This window comes from Streptomyces sp. NPDC001507 (assembly GCF_042894765.1).
Lineage (GTDB): Bacteria > Actinomycetota > Actinomycetes > Streptomycetales > Streptomycetaceae > Streptomyces.
Window position 1 is genome coordinate 828,686 of the sequence record NZ_JBIAVV010000001.1, and the last position, 15,273, is coordinate 843,958.

At 73.3% G+C, this 15,273-nt stretch carries 15 protein-coding genes; 1 reads left to right on the forward strand and 14 read right to left on the reverse strand.

Translation table 11 applies throughout. The features are described 5' to 3' along the window. Positions 1 to 6: 6 nt before the first annotated feature. The 10 genes from ssuE to ACFY0K_RS03860 form a co-directional block, all read right to left on the reverse strand. Positions 7 to 564, reverse strand: coding sequence for an NADPH-dependent FMN reductase (gene ssuE / locus ACFY0K_RS03815; protein ID WP_388599238.1), 558 nt, complete (start codon positions 562 to 564; stop codon positions 7 to 9). A 58-nt stretch (positions 565 to 622) separates the two neighbouring features. Then, positions 623 to 1,411: an alpha/beta hydrolase gene (locus tag ACFY0K_RS03820; RefSeq protein ID WP_390638431.1), complete on the reverse strand. Its 789-nt coding sequence runs from the start codon at positions 1,409 to 1,411 to the stop codon at positions 623 to 625. Between the two features lie 54 nt (positions 1,412 to 1,465). Next, positions 1,466 to 2,806: an LLM class flavin-dependent oxidoreductase gene (locus ACFY0K_RS03825; RefSeq protein ID WP_390638432.1), complete on the reverse strand. Its 1,341-nt coding sequence runs from the start codon at positions 2,804 to 2,806 to the stop codon at positions 1,466 to 1,468. Between the two features lie 42 nt (positions 2,807 to 2,848). Further along, on the reverse strand, positions 2,849 to 3,721 hold the full coding sequence (locus ACFY0K_RS03830; RefSeq protein ID WP_390638846.1) for an ABC transporter ATP-binding protein: 873 nt from the start codon (positions 3,719 to 3,721) through the stop codon (positions 2,849 to 2,851). Positions 3,722 to 3,726: 5 nt separating this feature from the next. Further along, on the reverse strand, positions 3,727 to 4,599 hold the full coding sequence (locus tag ACFY0K_RS03835; protein ID WP_390638433.1) for an ABC transporter ATP-binding protein: 873 nt from the start codon (positions 4,597 to 4,599) through the stop codon (positions 3,727 to 3,729). Next, the gene (locus tag ACFY0K_RS03840; RefSeq protein WP_390638434.1) at positions 4,596 to 5,486 is read right to left on the reverse strand and encodes an ABC transporter permease; all 891 of its coding nucleotides are present in this window, start codon (positions 5,484 to 5,486) and stop codon (positions 4,596 to 4,598) included. The genes ACFY0K_RS03835 and ACFY0K_RS03840 overlap by 4 nt, the downstream gene beginning before the upstream one ends. Positions 5,487 to 5,488: 2 nt before the next feature. Beyond that, positions 5,489 to 6,544 (reverse strand): ABC transporter permease, encoded by a 1,056-nt coding sequence (locus ACFY0K_RS03845; protein ID WP_390638435.1) that lies wholly within the window; start codon positions 6,542 to 6,544, stop codon positions 5,489 to 5,491. 48 nt (positions 6,545 to 6,592) lie between these two features. Next, positions 6,593 to 8,173, reverse strand: a complete 1,581-nt coding sequence (locus ACFY0K_RS03850) for an ABC transporter substrate-binding protein (protein ID WP_390638436.1) — start codon at positions 8,171 to 8,173, stop codon at positions 6,593 to 6,595. A 438-nt stretch (positions 8,174 to 8,611) separates the two neighbouring features. Next, on the reverse strand, positions 8,612 to 9,529 hold the full coding sequence (locus tag ACFY0K_RS03855) for a DsbA family protein (RefSeq protein ID WP_390638437.1): 918 nt from the start codon (positions 9,527 to 9,529) through the stop codon (positions 8,612 to 8,614). Then, positions 9,526 to 9,960 (reverse strand): Rrf2 family transcriptional regulator, encoded by a 435-nt coding sequence (locus tag ACFY0K_RS03860; protein ID WP_351960668.1) that lies wholly within the window; start codon positions 9,958 to 9,960, stop codon positions 9,526 to 9,528. Before ACFY0K_RS03860 ends, ACFY0K_RS03855 begins: the two co-directional genes overlap by 4 nt. Before the next feature lie 138 nt (positions 9,961 to 10,098). Between ACFY0K_RS03860 and ACFY0K_RS03865 the strand changes: the two genes are divergently transcribed. Beyond that, positions 10,099 to 10,605, forward strand: coding sequence for a cupin domain-containing protein (locus ACFY0K_RS03865; protein ID WP_388713156.1), 507 nt, complete (start codon positions 10,099 to 10,101; stop codon positions 10,603 to 10,605). Here ACFY0K_RS03865 and ACFY0K_RS03870 read toward each other — a convergent pair. From ACFY0K_RS03870 to ACFY0K_RS03885, 4 genes are all read right to left on the reverse strand, one after another. Further along, positions 10,562 to 11,650 (reverse strand): LLM class flavin-dependent oxidoreductase, encoded by a 1,089-nt coding sequence (locus ACFY0K_RS03870; protein ID WP_390638438.1) that lies wholly within the window; start codon positions 11,648 to 11,650, stop codon positions 10,562 to 10,564. The genes ACFY0K_RS03865 and ACFY0K_RS03870 overlap by 44 nt on opposite strands. Beyond that, on the reverse strand, positions 11,647 to 13,308 hold the full coding sequence (locus ACFY0K_RS03875; RefSeq protein WP_390638439.1) for a dipeptide ABC transporter ATP-binding protein: 1,662 nt from the start codon (positions 13,306 to 13,308) through the stop codon (positions 11,647 to 11,649). Before ACFY0K_RS03875 ends, ACFY0K_RS03870 begins: the two co-directional genes overlap by 4 nt. Before the next feature lie 83 nt (positions 13,309 to 13,391). Continuing rightward, positions 13,392 to 14,315 (reverse strand): ABC transporter permease, encoded by a 924-nt coding sequence (locus tag ACFY0K_RS03880; protein ID WP_390638440.1) that lies wholly within the window; start codon positions 14,313 to 14,315, stop codon positions 13,392 to 13,394. After that, the gene (locus ACFY0K_RS03885; RefSeq protein WP_390638441.1) at positions 14,312 to 15,271 is read right to left on the reverse strand and encodes an ABC transporter permease; all 960 of its coding nucleotides are present in this window, start codon (positions 15,269 to 15,271) and stop codon (positions 14,312 to 14,314) included. Before ACFY0K_RS03885 ends, ACFY0K_RS03880 begins: the two co-directional genes overlap by 4 nt. Between the last annotated feature and the right edge of the window lie 2 nt (positions 15,272 to 15,273).

Here is a 15,273-nt window from a genome sequence, read left to right on the forward strand (position 1 = left end):
CAGGGTTCAGCCCGCGGCCGCCAGGTGGGTCGGCCGGCCGTGCAGCGCCGCCGAGAAGCGGTCCGTGACCTCGGCCAGTGCCTCGGCCGACGCCGGGGCCACGGTCAGCCGGCCGTCGGCGTCCGTCGTGATGTCCTTGTCGAGCGTGAACCAGCCGGGCACGATGTGCGCCGCGCCCATGGAGCTGAGCACCGGCCGCAGGGCGTAGTCGATGGCCAGGACGTGCGCGGTGCTGCCGCCGGTCGCCAGTGGCAGCACGGTCTTGCCGGCCAGTGCGTACTGGGGGAGCAGGTCGAGGAGCGACTTCAGGAGGCCCGAGTAGGCCGCCTTGTAGATCGGCGTGCCGATCACCACACCGTCGGCCCGTTCGAACAGCGCGGCGGCCTCGACGACGGCCGGATGCGCGAAGTCCGCGCCCAGCAGGGCCTGTGCGGGCAGGGTCCGCACGTCGAGGGCGATCACCTCGTGGCCCTGCGCGGCCAGCCGGCGGTCGAGGTGGCGCAGCAGACGCCCGGTGCGTGAGGCGGCGGACGGGCTTCCGGAGACGGACAGGACTGTGGCCATGGTGAGCCTTCCAGAGTCGGAGCGGGAGTCGGTCAGGGTGTGGAGCTGTCGACGGTGCTCACCACGCGCTCGACTCCACCGAGACCAGCGGGACGAGGCCGTTGCGCAGCGTCTCCAGGAACGTGACGACCTCGGCCGCCACCGAGCGGTGCTGGAGGTCGTTGAGGACGTCGTGGTGGCCGCCGCGGACGACGGCGAGCCGGGCGCTGGGCCAGGCCTTGGCCGCGCGGTCCAGCGCGTCCCGGTCCGTGAGCGGATCGCAGTCGCCGGCCAGCAGCAGGGCGGGCACGGCGAGTTCGCTCTCGTAGGCGGCCGTGAGCAGGGCCGGGGCCACCGCGTCCGTGAGCGTTCCCCGGCGGAACCGGGTGTCGTCGGTGAGTCTGGCGCGGTGGGTCGGGCAGGAGGTGCGCACGTCGAGTTCGTCCTCCCAGGTGCCGGCGACGGTGGCGGCGGTCCGTCCCGGGCCGGGCAGGCCCGCGAGGACGACGGCGTCCGGACGCGGCGCCCCTTCGGACTCCGGCCGGGCCGGCAGCGCGGCGATCGCGAGGGCGCCGGTGTCCGCCCCGGCCAGCACCAGCGGTCGCACGACACCGTCGGCGCCGTCGGACACGGTGTCCTCGACAGCCGCGGCGAGGGCGGCGCCGAAGCGGTCCAGGGCGTCGGGGAGGCCGTGGGCGTCGAGGTCCGGGGGATCGATCACGCGGACCCGGTAGGCGTCGGCCGCGAGACGCCTGCCGAACCGCTCGTAGGTCTCCCGGCTCTCTCCCCGGCCCGGTACCACCACGACCGTGCCGCGGACGAGGAGGCCTTCGGGGCCGTGGTGGTCGGTGTACTCGGTCGTGGTCATGTCCTCACTCCTGCGGTCGGCCGTTGACGGTCTCTGGTCGGTGGGTGCTGCCGGTCAGTCGCCCGCCAGCGCGCGCTCACGGGTGTGGCGGTTGACGGGGACCGGCAGGCCGAGGTTGCCGCGGAGGGTGTCGGCGGTGTACTCGGTGCGGAACAGGCCGCGCTTCTGCAGCAGCGGGACCACGCCGTCGACGAAGAGCCCGAGGTCGTCCTCGGTGCGGAAGGCCAGGTTGATGCCGTCGAAGGTGCCCGCGGCGAACCACCGCTCGATCGTGTCCGCGACGGTCTCCGGGGCCCCGACGAACGGTGAGCGGCGGAACTCGTTCGCCGACTCGGCGACCTGGCGGAGCGTCAGCCGCTCGGTCCTGGCCCGCTCGACGATCCGGGCCGCGCTGGTGCGGCCGCCCTTCTCGGCGAGGTGGCCGATGTCCGGGAACGGCGCGTCCAGATCATGGGCGCCGAAGTCGTAGGCACCGAACGACCGGCCCAGCAGCGCCAGATTCCGCACCAGGTCGTTGTCCTCCTCGAAGATCCCCCGCTCCCGGCGCAGGGCGGCCTCGTCGGTGGCGGCGACGACCGGGCCGCCGTGGATGAAGATCTTGATGTGCTCGGGGTCGCGTCCGTAGGCGGCGGTACGGCGCTTGATGTCGGCGTAGTAGTCCTGGGCCTGCTCCAGCGAGCCGCCCGGCGCGTAGATGCCCTCGGCGACGCGGGCCGCGAGGTCGCGGCCCTCCTCGGACACCCCGGCCTGGAAGATCACCGGCTGGCCCTGGGGCGAGCGGGACAGGTTGAGGGGGCCGGCGACCTTGAAGTGCTCGCCCGCGTGGTTGAGTTCGTGCAGCTTGCCCGGGTCGAGGAACAGGTCGCGCGCGACGTCCGCCGGGAAGGCGTCGTCCTCGTAGGAGTCCCACAGGCCGCGCGCCACCTCGACGAACTCCAGGGCCCTGCCGTAGCGGGTGGCGTAGTCGAGGTGCTCGTCGAGGCCGTAGTTCTTCGAGGTGCCGGTGTCGAAGCTGGTGACGACGTTCCAGCCGGCCCGCCCGCCGCTGATGTGGTCCAGCGAGGCGAACCGGCGGGCCAGGTTGAACGGCGAGTTGTACGTCGAACTGGCCGTGCCCACCAGACCGATGTGCCGGGTGTGCGTCGCCACCGCCGACAACAGGGTCAGCGGCTCCAGGCGGTTGAGGTAGTGCGCCGGGTAGGTGGCGTTGATGAACTGGCTGTCCACGATGAACAGGGCGTCGAACAGGGCGTGTTCGGCGGCCTGGGCCAGCCGGATGTAGTAGTTGATGTCGACGCTGGCGTTCTTGGCGATCCGGGGGTCCTTCCACAGACCGTGCTGGCCGGGGCCCCCGACGCCGTAGGGGTGCAGCGCGAGGTGGATCTTGCGGGACATGGCGGGTCCTTTCGGTGGTGCTCGGGAAGCCGGCGGGTCTCGTCAGGCGTGCAACAGAGCGCGCAGGGCCTCGCGTTCGGCGCGGCCGGCGCCGGCCGGACCGCGGAGGGTGGGCGCCGAGCCGACGAGCAGCCGGGTGTAGGGGTGCCGGGGGCGGGCGATGACGTCACGGGCGGTACCGGTCTCCACCAGCTCGCCCCGGTACAGCACCGCGATGCGGTCGGCGACGCCGGCCACGGAGCCGAGGTCGTGGGAGATGAAGATCTGGGCGACGCCCGTGTCCCGGAGCCCCTTGAGGATCTCCAGGACCTGGACGCGGTTGGCGGAGTCCAGGGCGCTGACCGGCTCGTCCAGGATGATCAGCCGCGGTTCGGTGATCAGCGCCCGCGCCACCGCGACGCGCTGCCGCTGGCCGCCGGAGAGCTCCGCGGGCAGCCGGTCAAGGAGGTCCGCCGCCAGCCGCACCCGGTCCAGCAGGGCACGGGCCCGTTCGACGGCCTCCTGGCGCGGGACGCCGCGGATGAGCAGCGGCTCGGTGAGCGAGTCCGCGACCGTCAGGTCCGGGTCGAGACTGCGCAGCGGGTCCTGGAAGACGTACTGCACGACACCGCGGCGCCGCAGTTCGCGCCACCGGCGGCGGCCGTACCCGGTGACCTCCTCGCCCGCGACGGTGATCGAGCCGCCCGCCGGGCGCACCAGGCCGAGCACGGCGCGGGCGAGGGTGGACTTGCCGGATCCGGTCTCCCCGATGAGGCCGACGGTCTCGCCGGGGGCGACGGCCAGCGACACGCCGTGCAGGGCGCGCCGGCGCCGGCGGCGCGGGCCGTAGTCGACGTCCAGCCCGGTGACGGTGAGGACCGGGACCGAGGGTCCGGCGTCCGGGGGCACCGGGCTCGCGGGTCCGGCTTCGTCGATGCGGCTCACGCTTCCTCCTCCGCGGCGAGGAACTTCTCCAGGCCGTACTGTTCGTGCTCGGCGACCAGCAGCCGGGTGTACTCGTGCCGGGGCTCGTGGAGGACCGTGCGGGTGGGGCCCTGCTCGACCACCTCGCCCTGGCGCATGACCAGCACCTCGTCGCACCACTGGGCGACCAGGGCCAGGTCGTGGGAGACCAGCACCAGGGCCAGCCCGGTGCGTTCGCGCAGATCGGCGAGGAGGTCGAGGATCTCCGCCTGGACGGTGACGTCGAGGGCGGTGGTGGCCTCGTCGGCGATGAGGACCAGCGGGTCGGCGGCGACCGCGGTGGCGATCAGGACCCGCTGGAGCATGCCGCCGGAGAGTTCGTGGGTGTACTGGTCGTAGACCAGCTCGGGGTCGCGCAGCCGGACCGCCCGGAGCAGTTCCAGCGCCCGCTGCCGGGCCGCGCGCCGCTTGAGGCCGAGCTTGACCCGGACCACCTCGGCGATCTGCGCGCCGACCCGGAGGGACGGGTTGAGGTAGGACGCCGGGTCCTGGAACACCGCGCTGACGGTGGCGCCCCGCAACTCGGTCCACCGGCGCGCGGTCAGGGCCGCGATGTCGGTGCCGGCGATCTCGATCGTGCCCTCGGTCACCTCGAAGTGCGGGGGCAGGATGCCGAGCGCGGCCCGGCAGGTGAGGGTCTTGCCGCTGCCGGACTCGCCGACGATGCCGACCGTCCGGCCGGGGGCGAGGTCGAAGCTCACCCCGTGCACGAGCTCGCGGTCCCCCGCGCGGTCGGTGATCCGGACGCCGCGCAACGAGAGCACCGGGGCGGCCGGCGTCCCGGCGGTACGGGTCACGGCCGGGACGAGGTCGCCGGACAGGGTGGTCATGACGCACCTCCGGAGGTGACGGGTTCGGCCTTGCCTGCCCGGTTGGCCCGCGCGCGGCGGTCGTTGGCGAGGGCGCGCCCGGCCTCGCCGGAGACGTCCCGGACGGCGTCGGCGAGCAGGTTGCAGGCCCAGACGGTGACCGTGATGAGCAGGGCGGGCGCGAGCGGGGCCCACGGGCGCCGGCTCAGGTAGCCGAGGTCGGAGGCGAGCAGGCCGCCCCAGGTGGGCGCGGGCGGCTGCACGCCGATGCCGAGGAACGTCAGGCTGGAGACGATGACGAAGCCGACGCCGACCGTCTGGGCGAGGGCGACCGCGATCGGCGGCAGCACCTTGGCCCACACGTGCCGGCGCACGATCCAGCCGGTGGACGCCCCGGAGACCACCGCCGCCTCCACGTACGGGGAGCGGGTCACGGAGAGGGCCGCCGCCCGCGCCACCCGGTAGAACAGCGGCGACACCAGCACCCCGGTGACGAGCATCGCCTGGGTGATGCCGTTGCCGAGCAGCGCGACCACGGCGACGGCGAACAGCAGGAACGGCAGCGCCACGAGGGTGTCGGCCAGGCGCAGGGTGATCCACTCGAAGACCCGGCCGAGCTGCACGGACAGGATGCCGGGGACGACGCCCACGACCAGTGCGGTGACGGCGACCTCCAGGGAGCCGAGCACGCTGATCCGGGAGCCGGCGAGCAACCGGCTGAGCACATCCCGGCCGAGGTAGTCGGTGCCCAGCCAGTGCGCCCCGGAGACGGCGGCCAGGGTGTCGTCGCTCGTGCCCAGCGGGTTCTGCGGGGCGAGCAGCGGGCCCAGCAGGGCGAGCAGGGCGACCAGCACGAGGATGCCGACGGCGATCCTGCCGGAGGTGAGGGAGAGCACGCGGCGGACCATGATCACACCCCCCGCCGGGCGGCCGGGGTCACCCGGGCCAGCACCAGGTTGACGATCAGGTTGAAGGCGACGACCAGGACGATCGACACCACGAGGACGCCCTGCACGGCGGGCACGTCACCGGCCTGGGCGGAGTCGTTGGCGAACCGGCCGAAGCCCTGCAGACCGAAGATCCACTCGGTGACCACGGAGGCACCGACCAGCGCGGGGAACTTCAGCCCGAGGGTGGCCAGCGCCGGTCCGAGGCCGTTGCGCAGCACGTGCCCGAAGAAGATCCGACGGGGACTCAGCCCGCGTACCACCGCACCGGTCACGTAGTTCTCGCCGTACGCCGCGACCAGGCTGGTGCGCAGCTGGCGGGCGACGTCGGCGACCACGTCGAAGCTCAACGCGACGGCGGGCAGGGTGATGTGGGCGAGCCACGGGCCGATCCCCTGGGCGGCCGGGACGTAGCCGGCCGACGGGAACAGGTGCAGCCCGACCGCGAAGACCGCGACCAGGACGATGCCGACGACGAACGCCGGCATCACCGAGATCACGGTGACGAAGCCGGTGATCGCCCGGTCCGTCCAGGTGGTACGGCGCAGCGCGGCGACCGTGCCCAGGACGAAGCCCGCCACCACGCCGATGACGAGGGCGAAGACGGCCACGGACAGGCTGACGCCGAGCCCCAGGCCGATCAGGGTGGAGATGTCGGCGCCGTTGACCCAGCTGGTGCCGAGCTGTCCGTGCAGGACGCCGGTGAGCCAGTCCCCGTACTGCACCAGGAACGGCCGGTTCAGTCCCCACTGGGCCTCGATACGGGCGATCGCCTCGGGAGTCGCGTCCTCGCCCAGCTGGATGCGCGCCGGGCTGAGCCCGCTGAGCGACCGCAGCGCGAACGTCACGAAGGTCGCGACCAGGAAGACGGGCACGAAGATCGCGACGGACCGGGCGAGGGTGGCCAGGATCCTGGCCGACGCGCGCCGGACCCTGACCGTGGCACCCCGGCGACGCGGTGGCGGTACGGCGGGTGCGCTCGGCGTGGCCGGTGCGGGCGGCGTGTCGGTCGTCGTCATGGTGTTGCCCCCTCTCTCTTCTCGGGGTCTCCTTGCGGCGGGCGGCGGTCAGTTCGAGCCGGAGACGGTCACACCGGTCCAGTCGACGTGGGCCGGGTTCTTCGGCAGGCCGGAGACCGACTTGCTCTTGGCGAAGAGGTTCGGCGAGGAGTAGGTGAACACCAGCGCCTTGCTCTTCAGCCCGGCACGGGTCGCCGCCTGGAGCACCTGGGTGTAGTCGGAGGCGTCCAGCGGGGTCTGGCGCACCTTGGCGACGGCGGCCTCGAACCCGGCGGGTTCGTACGGCGAGCTGAGGTTCAGCGGGCCGTTCGGGCCGAAGTGCGCGGTCAGCGTCTGCAGCGCGGAGTCCCGGCCGGTGGTGCCGTACACGGAGAACGTCAGGTCCTTGGCGAAGAACGGGGTGGCCCAGTTCTTGTCGATCTTGATGGTGACGGTGATGCCGACCTTCGCCAGCTGCGACTGCACGATCTCGGCCTGCGGGTCCTCCGCGGGGATGACCAGGTTCAGCTTGATGTCACCGGCCTGGTAACCGGCCTCGGCCAGCAGCTTCTTCGCCTTCGCCGGGTCGTAGGGGTAGGCGTCCGCGGACTTCGGGTCGTAGGCGACGTACCCCTTGGGAAAGGGCTCGTCGGTGGCCTCGCCGTAGCCGAAGGTCAGCTTGTCCACGAACTCCTGGCGGTTGACGGCGTAGCGGACCGCGTCGACGACCTTGGCGTTGTCGAACGGCGCCTTGTTGATGTTCAGGCTGATGTTGGAGGCGTTGAACCCGGGCTGCACGAAGACGTCGAGGCCCGCCTTCTTCGCGGCGTCCGCCTGACTCGGCGCGATGTCCGCGAAGTTGTAGACGCCGGTCTGCAGTCCGGAGACGACGGTCGACGCGTCGGGCGCGGAGGTCAGCTCGACATGGTCGATGTGGATGTTCTTCGCGTCCCAGTAGTCCGGGTTCTTCCTCAGGACCACCTTCGTGCCGGGCACCAGCTGGGTCACGATGAACGGGCCCGCGCCGACCGGGTTCTGGTCCAGCTTCGTCGGGGACGCGGCCGCCTTCGGGCTGGCGATCTGCAGCACGCGCTCGCCGAGCAGCTGCGGTATCTGGTAGTCGACCTGGGTGAGGTGGACGACCGCGTCGAGCCCGTCGGCGTCCACCGACTTGATCGAGGTGAGGTCGCCGAACAGCGCGGAGTTCTTCTGCTTCTTGGCGCGCTCGACGGCGTCCTTCACGGCGGTCGCGTCCACCGGAGTGCCGTCGCTGAACTTCAGGCCGGGGCGCAGGTGGAAGGTGATCCGGTCGCCCCTGCTGTTGTAGTCCCAGCTCTTCGCGAGGTCGGGAACGGCGTTGCCCTTCTCGTCGGTGCGGGTCAACGACGCGTACACCAGGGAGAGTTCACGGAACTGGGCGCCGCTGCCCGAGACCACCGGGTCCCAGTGCGCGGGGAAGTAGGAGGAGGCCCACTTCAGGGTGGCGTTGCCGCCCGACGCGGCGGACGACCCGCCCGCGCAGGCGCTGAGGGAGGGGACGAGCACGGCGGCGAGGACGGTACCGAGGGCCGTGGCGCGCAGCCGGCCGGCGGGTCGGAGGGTGCGGCGGGCGCCCGGTCTGGGGCGTGCCGGGGTGCGGCGTGTGGACATGGCTGTCTCTCTGCTACGGCCCCGGTCCGCATCGCGGTGGCAACCGGGGGAGAGGGAAAGGGCGTCGGGCGGCGGCTCGGGGCCGCGCCGCAACGGGCTTGCCACGACAGGGACATACCAGTCCTGGCGGGGCCGAGAGGCGTGCGGCGGCGGGCGGGGCGCGGAGAACGTCACGGCGCTGGGAGGGGGGCGCGCAGAGCGGTCGGGTCCGGCGGAACGGGGACGGGCCGGTACCGGGGGCTGCGGTCAGGCGCCTGCGGGACGAGGGCGGCAGGCGGTCAGCGACAGAGAGCGCTGCAGGTGCGCCGCAGATCCACATAGCGGCACACCACACCGGGGTGGGTCGTGTGCATGCCCCACATCGTGCGGGCCGCAGGGTGCGGCTGTCAATGGACACCAATTGGTGTCTCATTCAGCGGGACGGGGCTCCACCGCCGGTCAGGGCGTCTGCCGGGTGGCGGGATGGGTGCCGGCCTCCTCCGGGGCCAGCCACAGCGGCCCGCCCGCGGTCTCCACCCGCACGGCGCCCGGCGGCGGCCAGGCACCTCGCGTCAGCAGGGCGCGCTCCGGCTCGGTCAGGGTCCCGTACCGAGTCAACGCCGCCGCCCCGGGCAGTGTCTGAGGGGCCGTCGGCAGGCCCGGGCAGAAGGCGCCGGCAGCGGCGGCGTACACGTCGTACGGCCGCCACCCCGGCACCACGCCACGGCCGCCGGGCCCGCACACGACGAGCGTCGGCAGCGCGTACCGGTGACCGCCGTCGGGCGTCTCCTTGGCGCTTCCGGGATGCGGCGAATCCCTTGGCGCGGCCGGCATCTCGGCCAGCACCTCGGGTACCGGCCGCCGTGCCTCCGCGTGATCCGCGCGTACCCCGTCGAGTACGGCCGCGGAGGCGGCGTCGGCCGCCAGCCGCCGTGCGTCGAGTCCGGGTACCCCGGCGGCCGCGTCCAGCGCCGCGCCGAGGGTGTCCGCCGGCTCGCCGAGTACGAAGACGGTCTCCCGCAGCCGTCGCAACACCCGGTCGGCCACCTCGGGCCCCTGCAGCTCGGCCGCCTTCGCGACCAGCGAGGAGGGCCAGGACGTCGCGGCCACCCGGCTCAGCCGCACCGCCCGGGGCGCCCGGGTGTGACCGGCGATGCCCTCGACGTAGCGGGCGTACCAGGCGGTCTCGGCCGCCGGGTCGGGGGCCGGGTCGTCGTCGTGGTCGAAGAGGATGCAGTACACCCGGCGCCAGCGGACCCGGCCGGCCAGCGCCGCGCGCAGCCCGCGGAAGACCGGCTCCGAACCCCAGGCCCAGGGACACAACGGGTCGGTGTACTCGACGACTTCGACCGGCGGCACGGCCCGGCCGCCCGTCACGCGGCGCCCTGGGCGGCCGGCTGCCCTGCGGTCTCCGACAGCAGCAGCCCGGCGATGGTCACCCCGGCCAGTACGGCGGTGGCCTCCGCCTCGATCCGCCGCCACACATCCGGCAGGCCGACGGCGGGCCCGGGGTAGTCGAGGCCGGCCAGCGGCTCCCCGCGCAGGGTGATCACCTCGCCGTCCACGGCCCGGGCGACGTCCAGCAGACTTATCTCGGCGGCCGGCCTGCCCAGCCAGTACCCGCCCTCGCAGCCGCGCTGGCTGCGGACCAGGCCGGCCCGGCGCAACTCGCCCACCACGGACTTGAGGAACCGGAACGGGATGTCCTGCGAGGACGCGACCGTCTCACAGGTCAGCGGGCGGTCCGGCTGTCGGGCGAGCTCCAGCAGAGCACGGGCGGCGTAGTCCGCCTTGGCGGAGATGTACATGCCCCCATCATGCCGGACCCGGCGTGCCCGACGGAGGTTCCCGCCGCGCCCGGTTCGTTCATTGCGGCAACATTGCCGCAGGTGAACCGCAAAGGACACCTCTTGACATCCTTTCTGGCGCGGTCCTAGCGTCCCGCTATGAGCGAGCCGCTGACGACCCCCGGTGAAGGCTTCCACCCCCATCTCCACGACCCCCAGGGCCGCCCGGCGACGCCCCTGCGCACCCGGCTGCACCACGTGCGCGCCGACGCCCTCGACGGCGACACCGCGCAGACCGGCGGCATGCGCCGGTTCGCCGCCGTCAGCGGACGGACCGTGGGCTCCGAGAAGCTCTGGATGGGCCAGACCCATGTGGCCCCCGCGACCGCCAGCTCGGACCACCACCACGGCGAGTCCGAGACCGCGATCTACATCGTGAGCGGGCACCCCGAGTTCGTCTTCCTGGACGACACCGGTGAGCGGCCCGAGGAGGTACGGCTGCGCACCTCGCCGGGCGACTACATCTTCGTCCCCCCGTTCGTGCCGCACCGCGAGGAGAACCCGGATCCCGACGAGGAGGCCGTGGTCGTCATCGCCCGCTCCACGCAGGAGGCGATCGTGGTCAACCTGCCCGGCCTGTACGCACTTCCGGCCGACGAGGCGTGACGTCCGGGGCCCGGCCGCCTCCCGTCCGGGCGGCGCCGGGGAGCCGGCCCAGCTCGGGCGCCACGAGGTGCCGTACGTCGTGCAGGATCTGCTCGTACTCCTCCCGGTGGAACTCGTACGGCAACTCCAGGCGCAGCTCGGACACTTCGGCGAGCACCGGATCGGCCGTCAGCTCCTCCAGGATCTGCTCCGCGGTCCCGACGACGTCCGGGGCGAACAGGACGCGCTTCGGCCCCTGCGGGGCGAGGGTGCGTTCGTGGCGGCTCGCCGCATAGGCCCGGTAGCGGGCGCGGGTGGCCGCGTCGGCGCCGTCGAGGGGCACGATCACCCGGCCCACTGCCACCCGCGGAGTGCGGTCCGGCGGCAGCGCGCGCCGGTACTCGGACAGCAGGTTGAGCTGGGCCGTGGTGAAGTCGTCGGTGCCCTCGCCCGTGACGATGTTCCCGGACAGCAGACCGAGGCCCTGCCCGGCGGCCCAGCGGACCGAGCGCAGACTGCCGCCGCCGTACCAGATACGGCGGGCCAGCCCGGGGTTGTGCGGCTGCAGACGGGGGCGCTGGACGTTGCCCGGCGAGTGGATGACGGTGTCCGGGCCGCCGAGGTAGCCGCCGCGCAGGTTCTCCACCAGCCGCGCGATCCTGCCGTACGACAGGTCGAAGCTCCGCCAGTCGCCGTCGTACACCAGGTCGCCGAGCAGGTCGGCGTGCGGCATCCCGGTGCTGAAACCGATCTGGAGCCGGCCGCGGGACAGCACGTCGGCCAGCGCCAGGTCCTCGGCCAGCCGGAACGGGCTCTCGTAACCGATGGGGATGACCGCGGTACCGAGCTCGATCCGCTCGGTCCGCTGCCCGGCCGCCGCCAGGAACACGGCCGCCGAGCCGACGCCGTGTTCGAGGTGACGCTGCCGGATCCAGGCGCCGTCGTAACCGAGCCGCTCCCCGTACTCGAACAGCCGGAGGGTCTCCTCCAGGCCCGGATAGGGGTCGTCGTCCGCGAAGTTGCCGGGGGTGAGGAAGGCCAGAGAGGTGATGTCAGGAGTGCTCATGCTGATCCTTGACCGGTGGTCGCCGCCGTGGCGGGGGAGGGGACACGGCTGCCTGGGATCGCCGCCAGCAGCTCTCGGGTGTACGCGTGGCGGGGCTCGGCGAACAGCTCCCCGGGCGGGCCCGACTCGACGACACGCCCGGCCCGCATGACGGCGACCTGGTGCGCGATCTGCCGTACGACGGCCAGGTCGTGGGAGATGAACAGGTACGCCACTCCCGTGTCCGCCTGCAACTGGGCGAGCAGGTCCAGGACCTGGGCCTGGACGGACACGTCGAGCGCGGACACCGGCTCGTCGCACACCACGAGGTCCGGGGAGAGCGCGAGGGCACGGGCGATGGCCACCCGCTGGCGCTGACCGCCCGACAACTCGGCCGGGCGGCGCTCCAGCGTCGCGGCGGGCAGGGCGACCCGGTCGAGCAGTTCGCGGGCGCGGTCGAGCCGGGAGGCGCGGTCGCCGACCTTGAACGCCCGCAGCGGCTCGGTGATCACCTCGGCGACCGAGAAGCGCGGGTCGAGCGAGGCGTACGGGTTCTGGTAGACGAGCTGGGCGCGCCGGCGCAGCTGCCTGACCTCGGCGCCCTTGGCGATGGTGACGTCGGTGCCGTCGAAGAGGACGTGCCCGGAGGTCGCCTCGGCCAGGCGGAGCACCAGCCGGGCGGTGGTCGACTTGCCCGAGCCCGACTCCCCGACCAGGGCGAGGGTCTGCCCGCGCCGCAGGGTGAGGCTCACGTCGTCGACCGCGCGCAGGGTGCGGGCCCCGCCTCCGGCCCGCGGCAGCCGGAACTCCTTGACCAGGTTGCGCGCCTCGACCAGGGGCGGCGTGGTGCCGGCCGGGGCGGTGGAGACCGGGGTACGGGGGCGGGCCGTGGTCAGGCTCGGGGCGGCGGCCAGCAGCCGCCGGGTGTACTCGTGCTGCGGGTCCGCCAGGACGGCCCGCGTCTCGCCCGCCTCGACGACCCTGCCCTGCTCCATGACCACCAGGCGCCGGGCGCGGTCCGCGGCCACCCCGAGGTCGTGGGTGACCAGCAGGATCGCGGTGCCCGACTCCTCGGTGAGGTGCTGGAGATGGTCGAGGATGACCCGCTGCACGGTGACGTCGAGCGCGCTGGTCGGCTCGTCGGCGATGATCAGCCGGGGCTTCGCGGCGATCGCGATCGCGATCAGGGCGCGCTGCCGCATGCCGCCGGACAGCTCGTGCGGGTACTGCCGGGCCCGGACGGCCGCGTCGGGCAAGCCGGCCCGGTCGAGGACGGCGACCGCCTCGGCGGCCGCCCCGCGCCGGGTCGCCAGGCCGTGGATGCGCAGCACCTCCGCCACCTGCTCGCCGATCCGCTTCACCGGATTGAGGGAGACGGCCGGGTCCTGCGGGACCAGCCCGATCTGCGCGCCGCGCACGGTACGCAGCTCCGCGTCGGAGAGGGCGGCCAGATCGTGCCGGCCGAAGCGGACCGTGCCCGCGTCGATGGTGCCGTTGGCCGCCAGCAGCCGGAGGACGGCGTGCGCGGTGGTGCTCTTGCCGGAGCCGGACTCACCGACCACGGCGGTCACCTGTCCGGGCCATACGTCCAGGTCCACGCCCCGTACGGCCGACACCGTGCCGCCCCGGGCGCGGTACGACACGGACAGGCCGCGGATCTCCAGCAGTGGTGTGGTCACGTTTTCACCGTCCTCGCGTGCGCCGCGGTCCTCGCGTGCGCCGCGGTTCTCGCGCGGGTCGCTGTTCTCATGCGCTTCGTGGGTCATCGCTGCCGTGCCCATTCGCCGTCCAGCGCCCGCGCGACGCGATTGGCGGCCAGCACGGTCGCGGCGATCGCCAGACCGGGCAGTGCGGTCAGCCACCAGGCGTTGGCAAGGTAGTTGCGGCCGTCCGAGATCAACGTCCCCCACTCCGGGGCGGGCGGCGGCGCGCCGTAGCCGAGGAAGCTCAGCGCCGACACGGCCAGGATCGAGGAACCGAAGTCCAGGGTGGCCAGCACGATCACCGGCCCTGCGGCGTTGGGCAGCACGTGCCGGCCGAGCACCGAGTACCAGCGGGCCCCGCAGGAGCGGGACGCCTCGACGAACACCGCCTGCCGCACCCGCAGCACCTCGGACCGTGCCACCCGGGCGAAGGAGGCCACGCTGGCGATGCCGACCGCGACCGCCACCTTCACCGTCCCGTACCCGAGCGCGGTGACCAGCGCCAGCGACAGGAACAGCGCGGGGATGGACAGCAGGACGTCGACGAAACGCATCAGCGCGTCGTCCACCCAGCGGCCCACGAACCCGGCGACCACCCCGAGCAGACCGCCGACCACGAACGCGACCAGGACCGCGAGCAGCGTGGCCTTGAGGGAGAGCTGGGCGCCGTGGACCACGCGGGAGAAGACGTCGCGCCCGAGTTCGTCGGTGCCGAACCAGTGACTGCCGCTCGGGCCGCGGAAGTTCTGGGACGGCACCCCCTTCAGCGGGTCCTGCGAGGTGAACAGGTCCGGCCAGAAGGCGGCCAGCACCACCAGCACGAGGACGACGGCGGACAACAGCAGGCCGGGGCGGCGCAGCAGGAAGCGAAGCACCCGGCGCAGGCCGGCGGGCCGGCCCGGCTCCGCCGGGGACCCGCTCTCGACCGGCCGGGCGAAGCCGAGGGCGGCCTCCGCCTGGTCGTCGACAAGGCTCTGACTCATGCGAAGCCCGCCCTTCTCTCCGAGGCCACCACGATCCGCGGGTCCAGCAGCGGATAGACCAGGTCGACGAGCAGGTTCGTGGCCACGAAGATCAGCGCGCCGAACACCACCACCCCCTGGACCAGCGGGATGTCCTGGGTGGTGACCGCACCGGCGGTCACCCGCCCCAGACCGTCGCGCGAGAACACCGTCTCCACCACCACCGAACCGGCGATCAGCTGCCCCACCAGCAGGCCGACCACCGTCAGCGCGGGCAGCGAGGCGTTGCGCAGCGCGTGCCGCAGATGCACCCGCCACCGGCCGGCGCCCTTGGCCCGCGCGGTCTCCACGTAGGCCTGGTCCAGCGCGGTCAGCAGGCTCTTGGCCAGCACCTGGGCGACCTGCGCCCCTGTCGGGACCGCCAGCGTCAGGGCCGGCAACACCAGGCCCTTCAGCCCGTCGTTGCCGAACGCCGGGAACCAGTGCAGCTTGAACGAGAACGCCTCGACCAGCAGCAGCCCCACCCAGAACGTCGGGACCGACACCCCCAGCGGGGGCAGCGACAGCAGCAACTGCCGCAGCCACCGCCGCGAGGTGTAGGTCGCCACCACCGCTAGACCGCCGCCGAGGACCACCGCCAGCACCAGCGCCGCACCGGTCAGCTGGAGCGTCTGCGGCAGCGCGTCGGCCAGGGTGGAGGTCACCGGGCGGCCGGTGGAGACCGCGTCGCCGAAGTCCCCGCGCACCGCCCGGCCCAGATACTCCGCGTACTGCAGCAGCACCGGCTTGTCGAAGCCGTACTCGTGCCGCAGTCTGGCGAGTTGGGCCGGGTCGACCTGTCCCGTGTCCATCCCGGCACCCGCCATCGCGGACACCGGGTCACCGGGCAGGAAGTCCAGGACCAGGAAGGACACCGTGTAGGCCGCCCACAGCACCCCGACCGCCTGCGCCAGCCGTTTGATCACATAGCGGCGCATGC

Excerpts from the sequence above, each read along its gene's own strand:
- ACFY0K_RS03885 (WP_390638441.1), bottom strand. The coding sequence starts at position 15,271 with ATGCGCCGCTATGTGATCAAACGGCTGGCGCAGGCGGTCGGGGTGCTG.
- ACFY0K_RS03850 (WP_390638436.1), bottom strand. The coding sequence starts at position 8,173 with ATGTCCACACGCCGCACCCCGGCACGCCCCAGACCGGGCGCCCGCCGC.
- ssuE (WP_388599238.1), bottom strand. The coding sequence starts at position 564 with ATGGCCACAGTCCTGTCCGTCTCCGGAAGCCCGTCCGCCGCCTCACGC.
- ACFY0K_RS03845 (WP_390638435.1), bottom strand. The coding sequence starts at position 6,544 with ATGACGACGACCGACACGCCGCCCGCACCGGCCACGCCGAGCGCACCC.
- ACFY0K_RS03840 (WP_390638434.1), bottom strand. The coding sequence starts at position 5,486 with ATGGTCCGCCGCGTGCTCTCCCTCACCTCCGGCAGGATCGCCGTCGGC.
- ACFY0K_RS03880 (WP_390638440.1), bottom strand. The coding sequence starts at position 14,315 with ATGAGTCAGAGCCTTGTCGACGACCAGGCGGAGGCCGCCCTCGGCTTC.
- ACFY0K_RS03820 (WP_390638431.1), bottom strand. The coding sequence starts at position 1,411 with ATGACCACGACCGAGTACACCGACCACCACGGCCCCGAAGGCCTCCTC.
- ACFY0K_RS03835 (WP_390638433.1), bottom strand. The coding sequence starts at position 4,599 with ATGACCACCCTGTCCGGCGACCTCGTCCCGGCCGTGACCCGTACCGCC.
- ACFY0K_RS03860 (WP_351960668.1), bottom strand. The coding sequence starts at position 9,960 with ATGTACATCTCCGCCAAGGCGGACTACGCCGCCCGTGCTCTGCTGGAG.
- ACFY0K_RS03825 (WP_390638432.1), bottom strand. The coding sequence starts at position 2,806 with ATGTCCCGCAAGATCCACCTCGCGCTGCACCCCTACGGCGTCGGGGGC.
- ACFY0K_RS03870 (WP_390638438.1), bottom strand. The coding sequence starts at position 11,650 with ATGAGCACTCCTGACATCACCTCTCTGGCCTTCCTCACCCCCGGCAAC.
- ACFY0K_RS03865 (WP_388713156.1), top strand. The coding sequence starts at position 10,099 with ATGAGCGAGCCGCTGACGACCCCCGGTGAAGGCTTCCACCCCCATCTC.